Origin of the sequence: Acinetobacter sp. NBRC 110496 (assembly GCF_000876115.1) — a bacterium.
GTDB lineage: Bacteria > Pseudomonadota > Gammaproteobacteria > Pseudomonadales > Moraxellaceae > Acinetobacter.
Map to the genome: position 1 here is coordinate 1 of NZ_BBTF01000094.1, position 6,342 is coordinate 6,342.

The 6,342-nt window shown below is 43.4% G+C and carries 5 protein-coding genes and 2 pseudogenes; 5 read left to right on the top strand and 2 right to left on the bottom strand.

Annotated features, from left to right (window positions below; translation table 11 throughout):
• Window positions 1–86: 86 nt before the first annotated feature.
• The 5 genes and pseudogenes from Aba26S_RS20275 to Aba26S_RS20300 form a co-directional block, all read left to right on the top strand.
• On the top strand, window positions 87–470 hold the full coding sequence (locus Aba26S_RS20275; protein ID WP_043974824.1) for a transposase: 384 nt from the start codon (window positions 87–89) through the stop codon (window positions 468–470).
• Window positions 467–802, top strand: a complete 336-nt coding sequence (tnpB, locus tag Aba26S_RS20280; protein ID WP_043974827.1) for an IS66 family insertion sequence element accessory protein TnpB — start codon at window positions 467–469, stop codon at window positions 800–802. Before Aba26S_RS20275 ends, tnpB begins: the two co-directional genes overlap by 4 nt.
• 74 nt (window positions 803–876) lie before the next feature.
• Entirely contained in the window at window positions 877–2,481 is a 1,605-nt protein-coding gene (locus Aba26S_RS20285; protein WP_043974831.1) for an IS66 family transposase, read from the top strand.
• 48 nt (window positions 2,482–2,529) lie between these two features.
• Window positions 2,530–2,769: pseudogene (locus tag Aba26S_RS21705) on the top strand (integrase); the annotation flags it as partial.
• Window positions 2,770–3,046: 277 nt separating this feature from the next.
• Window positions 3,047–3,157, top strand: a pseudogene (locus Aba26S_RS20300) (integrase core domain-containing protein); the annotation flags it as partial.
• A gap of 164 nt (window positions 3,158–3,321) precedes the next feature.
• Here the strand turns inward: Aba26S_RS20300 and bamE are convergent.
• Both bamE and Aba26S_RS20310 read right to left on the bottom strand, forming a co-directional pair.
• Window positions 3,322–4,137: an outer membrane protein assembly factor BamE gene (gene bamE, locus Aba26S_RS20305; protein ID WP_004681119.1), complete on the bottom strand. Its 816-nt coding sequence runs from the start codon at window positions 4,135–4,137 to the stop codon at window positions 3,322–3,324.
• A gap of 72 nt (window positions 4,138–4,209) precedes the next feature.
• On the bottom strand, window positions 4,210–6,342 hold a 2,133-nt coding region (locus Aba26S_RS20310), incomplete at its 5' end, for a YadA-like family protein (RefSeq protein WP_171248959.1).

The following is a 6,342-nucleotide window of genomic DNA, read 5'->3' on the forward strand; positions in this document are numbered from 1 at the left end:
GTAAGCGTCCGCTGAACACACCTTATGAATTCGTCCTATAAGCCTTAATTTAGTCCTGACTTAAAAACAAGTGGGAACTTAAATTTATGACTACAAATAACCAGACATCCATCGCATCTCTTACGATAAAACGAAGAACATATAGTGCTGAATTTAAACAGCAGATCGTTCAGGCGTGTAAAGCATCGGAGGTTTCAATTGCTTCGGTCGCTTTGCAACATGGATTGAATACAAATCTTGTATCCAAATGGATTCGCTTAATTGATGCTAAGCCAGGGAATGATCGCTCACTACTACCGAATAAACCTGCATTTATTGCCTTATCTTGCTCCGCACCATTAGATCCTATCCCTACTGGCATGTTAACGGTTCAAATTACTTTACCCCACTCAAAAGCAGAAATTGGCTTGAAATGGCAAGTATCAGAAATATCTGCTTTAGCAGAATTACTCAAGGCACTTACAACATGATCCGTATCGATGAAATCTGGTTGTCTACTCAGCCCATGGACATGCGTGCAGGTATGGATACGGCCATGGCTCAGGTGGTGAGAGCCTTTGGCTACATCAAACCGCATTGTGCTTACCTGTTCTGTAATAAACGTGGCCATCGCATGAAAGTGCTGGTACATGATGGACTGGGGATCTGGCTGTGTGCTCGGCGGTTGGAACAGGGAAAATTTCACTGGGCTAAAGTTCACCAGGGTGAAAACGTAGCTCTCAGTCCAGAACAGTTACAGGCACTAATTCAGGGTTTGCCTTGGCAGCGCATTGGACGACAGCAAGTGGTCACAATGCTCTAAACTAGGCTGCTACATTCTGCTATTCTCCAAACGTTCTATTTCCTCTGCGTCATGACCTCAGGCATACTGCGGTCATGAAAATGCTGCCTGATTTAAGCCAACTGACCCATGAACAACTGCTGGAATTTACCCGGCAGTTGGCGATGCAGCATCAGTCTCTGGCACAATCAAATCAAGAATTAGAAAAATCAAACCAGCAATTGGATGCCAAAGTTCAACATCTTTCCATTCTCACGCAAAAATACGAGCATGAGCTCGCACTATTTAAACAGCACAAATTTGGCAGTAAAAACGAACATCTCACCGCAAAACAAATCCATCTGTGGGATGAAGCGGTCGAAGAAGATATTGCCGCTGTTGATCTGGAACTGGAACGGCTGAATGCAGATAAAACTGATGCAGCGACACACAAAGCCACAGTCAACAAACCTAAACGTCGACTGCTGCCCGATCATCTACACACCATCCGTATCGAGCATGAACCAACATCAACCCAATGTGCTTGTGGCTGCACCTTGCGTCGTATCGGCGAAGATATCAGTGAAAAACTACATTTCAGACCGGCACAGTTCTATAAGGAACAGCATGTGCGTGGCAAATGGGTCTGTGATCAGTGTGACACCCTGACTCAGCAAGCGATGCCCGCCTATGTGATTGATAAAGGTATTGCCAGTCCTGAACTACTGAGCCATGTGTTGGTCTCGAAATACGCAGATCATTTACCGCTGTACCGTCAACGTCTGATCTATCAGCGGGCGGGAATCGAGCTTTCTAGATCAACTTTATCTGACTGGATTGGACGCTGTGGGGTAGAACTTGAACCTCTGACCAATGCCTTAAAACAGCTTGTGCTTCAACAGCGGGTGATTCATGCAGATGAAACACCAGTCATCATCATGCAGATGGGGGATGATGAGAAAAAACCGAAGAAAGGTTATGTCTGGGCCTATGCCACCACACAGTACAATCCAGTTCAGGCGGTGATCTATGACTTTCAAGATAGCCGTTCAGGTCAGCATGCTGAAGAGTTCCTGAAAGGCTGGCAGGGCCATCTGGTCTGTGATGATTACAGTGGTTATAAAGCACGCTTTAAATCAGGCGATGTCATAGAGGTGGGCTGCATGGCGCATGCACGTCGTAAATTCCATGAGCTACATGTGACCGGGAAAAGTCAGATCGCTGAACAGGCATTACTGATGATTCAGAAACTGTATGCGATAGAAGCAGAACTCAGGAAAAAGACCGATGGTACAGCAGAACACCGCCGCGAATACCGACAACAGCACAGCCAACCGGTGATGCAACAACTGTGTGAATGGCTCAACCAACATTATCTGACGGTGCCATCGAGTTCTCCAACCGCCAAGGCCATCAATTACAGTCTGAAGCGTTGGCCAGCCTTAAGCCGCTATCTGGATGATGGCAATCTACCCATTGACAATAACTGGGCAGAGAACTCAATGCGTCCCTGGGCATTGGGCCGTAAGAACTGGTTGTTTGCAGGTTCGCTGCGCAGTGGACAGCGAGCGGCAAATATCATGACTTTAATCCAGTCAGCAAAGCTGAATGGGTTGGATCCGTATGCCTATCTCAGTGATGTGCTGAAAAGGCTGCCGACGCATAAAGCGACCCAAATAGAAGAATTACTACCACATCGCTGGAAATCCAACTCAAATTAAAAAATAGGCATGGGGTTCAGCGGACGCTTACAATCTTTGTGCAACAAAGCCGAGAAAATATGTAAAAAACTAAATATTGAACTTACTCCCCATGGATTGAGGAGATCATATAAAACGTTAGCTATTTGGGCAAAAATCAATGAAGGATCTTTAGCACAGATATCAGGTCATAAACCAAGTGCATTAGTTGAAAGGCACTACATCGTACGACCTATGGATATGCTACAAGAAACACTACAAGAATATGAGGATTGGATTTTGCAACAAGTGCGAAATGGCATTAATTGAAATACCTCGACACGGCCTAATGCTAGTCAGTTAAGAAATTGACTGGTATTCTCTTGGGTATTTCTGCGGTTTTCCCTTCACAACCCTAGGGCAACTTCTCGCTCTTCTCTCAGGTAAAATGTATTTCTTGGCTTTTCCAGTAAATTTTCAAAATGCTTGGGTAAATTACCTGCTGAATCCAATGAAGTGAATCTTTAAATATTCAGAATACTAATGGATGCAATATGAAAGCTGATTCTCAGAGGACTAGCTTTTGCCCGTTGAGCCATATATTTCATTTGATACTTTGGATGAAGTACAAGATTATGCAGCAAATTGGCTGTGGCATTACAATCATGAAAGACCACACCAGGCCAACAAAGGAAGGCCTCCTCTAATGGCTGCTTAACCTCTACTCTTAACTTCGGTTATTTATGGGAGGATTACCTAGTTTGTATCTTAATTTGCTTAAACTGCCTTGGTTAAAATCATTTTTACTTTCTAAACCTCTTAATTTTAAGGAAAAAGAGTATATAGTTACTTTATCAGCACAATATACTCCATTAATTCTTATTACCAATTAACATTTACTCGGCGATTTGGTGCTAAACATTCCACAGTTGAAGTAGATTTGGTTTGACCTTCACACTCTTTATAAATTCGGGTTGTTCCATTGGCATCGACTTTAATGTAATTCGGATCAATCCCCAGTTGAGCTAGCAAATAAGCCACGGTATTCGCACGCTGTGCAGATAAAACCTGGTTATAGTTAAAGTTACCCAATTTATCGGCATAACCCGTCACAGTAACCCGCTGGCTGCCGGACTGCTTAATGGCCTCTGCAATTTCTTCCACGCGGCTAAAGTCACGGTTAATCGCAGACTCATCATAACGGTCAAAGGCGAATAGTACGCTAGCTTGTGCAACTTGGGCATTCAGTCCTCCAACAACCAATGCATTTTTATCTACAGGTTGATTGTTGGCACCATATTGCGCCAAGCCCTGACAGGCTTCACCCTTCCAATAATATGCCTTGGCCAAGTAGTCTTTATCAAAGTCGATACGTAACTGGCAGCGTTTGTATTGCTGGGTTTCAGGCACACGGATATCCAATACATAGTTCCATTCACGAACCCCAAACACGCCTTCGCTAAAATGTGGATGGCCCAAAATATAACGAATTTGGTCTTTGGTTAAGCCATTTTCCAGACGCAGTACCTGATCATATTCATAACGGTGAACTTGATCTAGGTAACTTTTTTTCACTTCTGGAAAAGAAACGGACTCATCAGCCATCTGTAAATTAATCTGCTCTTTTGCATGTGTTAGACCACTCAACACACCAGTTAAAAATACACAGCTTACAATTGTTTTTAATAAAGTTTTCATTGTCATCTCAATTCTTGATTAAATTTAAAAAACAAGTGGGAAAGAGCCACCATGCTCTTTCCCCACCATGCATTAATCAATTACACCACTGATACCAACACGTACACTTGGATCACCTGATGAACCGGCAGCAACACCACCAGTCAATGACCAGCGACCGTTATCCGCAGTTTTACGTAAAGTCAAACCAATTGCATTTTCACCGCCATGATAGGCAGCACCTGCCGCATAAGTGTATTTACCTGGAATGTACGGTGCATTTTCTAATGCCATTGCCGCAGCAATACCTGCATTGGCTTTTTTCTCAACATCATCAATACGTTGATTTGTTGAGTAGAATGCTTGTTGTAACTGATCACCCAAATTTGTAATACGGTTACCCAATGCCTGATCGGCCTGATTTAGCGCACCTAATGCATCACCGACATTGTTATAAGAACCACCATTGACTTGATAATTTGGCGCATCAAAACTTTGCGTGATGTTGTTATAGCCAGCACCGCCGCCTAGGTATTGAGACAACTGCCCCATATTCACAGCATCGCTGTTTTGCACGCCATTGCTGACATTACTCACTACTTTACTGCCTGCATCAATACCGGAAGCGGTCACAGATGGACCATTTTTAATGCTCAAGCCACTGCTATCAACAGTGGTATTGCCAGCAACCACCTTATCAGTCGTTACAGTACCTGCATTAATATCCTTCGCTGTAACACTGTTCAGCGTAATATCATCAGCTGTTGACACCGTATAATTAGTACTGCCATCTGCATTTGAATTGCTCACAACTTTGATATTGCTGCCTTCAGTCACAGTCGATTTAGATTGAACTGCGGTTTTGTTTACTGCTGCAATAGCATCGTTAATATTGCTTTGACCTGTACCACCAATATTACTGAGATTTCCATTGGTGTCATAAGCACCAGCACCCATCATGTCGTGAATTTGACCACCATTCACAGCATCTTGAGAATCGGCAGTAATTTTACCGTCAGCAACATTGGTCACTTTTTGTTTGCCCGCATCGATACCATTTTTGGTTACGCTTGGACCACCCGCAATCGTTAAACCATTATTATCAATTTTGGTGTCTCCGGTCGTTACACTACCAGCTGCACCCAAATCAATATCTTTGTTTAAATCGACAGTAATGTTATTGCCCTGATTTGAAACTGTGACATTGCCATCTTTATTACTGAAATCAACAGTATCGTTTGGCTTCACATTGTTTGCTGTACCGCCATTGGTGCTAACATTCCGGCCTTTATTGGCATTATTAGCCACTTGATTGACTGATTTGATTGCATCATCAATAGTACTTTCACCAGTACCACCAATATTCGACATGCTGAGCAGGCCACCGTTATTGGCTGCATTACCGCCTAAAATAGATGCGACATTACTTTGCGCCCGGTTCAGCTGCTCTTCAGTCGCTGCGCGGCCTTGAGATGCAAAATCACCACTTCCAAGTGTCTTATTACTCAAACCAGTCAATGTACCTTTCACTGAATCTAGCACCAGTGTGTTAGTGCCTTTTACAGTCAATTTACCTGCTTCAAGACTACTGCTGCTCAAGGTATTTCCAGTTGCATTCATTTCAGCTACAAATAAACCCGTATTACTTAATGATGCAGATTTTTTTCCATCCTTGTCTTGTGTAATTATGCCTGTTGCACTCAGAATAGATGTATTACCTAATATATCTGTCGATGTCACCCTGTCAAATACCACATCTTTCTTCGTTGCTACAGTGACCTTATTCCCTGCCTGTTCAACCGCAATGTTGTCACCAGCGATAAACGTTACTGTTTCATCTGGCGTGATCTGTTCAACTGAACTACCTGCCACTGCACCCGTACCAGTTTTATCTGTCGTCAGTTTCCAGCCTGTATTCGCTATCGCTTTTACTGCATCAAGCTGACCACCATTTACTGCTTCTTTAGATCCTGCAGCAACAAGACCATCTGTTACTCCTGTGATCTTACCTGTCGATGCATCTAGCTTAATGCTGCCTGACTGTACCCCTGTCTTGTCAACAGAAACGACTGTACCTGTACCAGCACTATCCTTAATCGATAGACTGCCCGCATTGCTTAGGGACAAGGTATCGTTCAGGCTGTATTTGTAGGTATTCGTCAATGCATCATAGGTTGCTGTTGTATTTGTACCATTTGCAAAGTTAACAGTTTCTCCCAGCTGTAC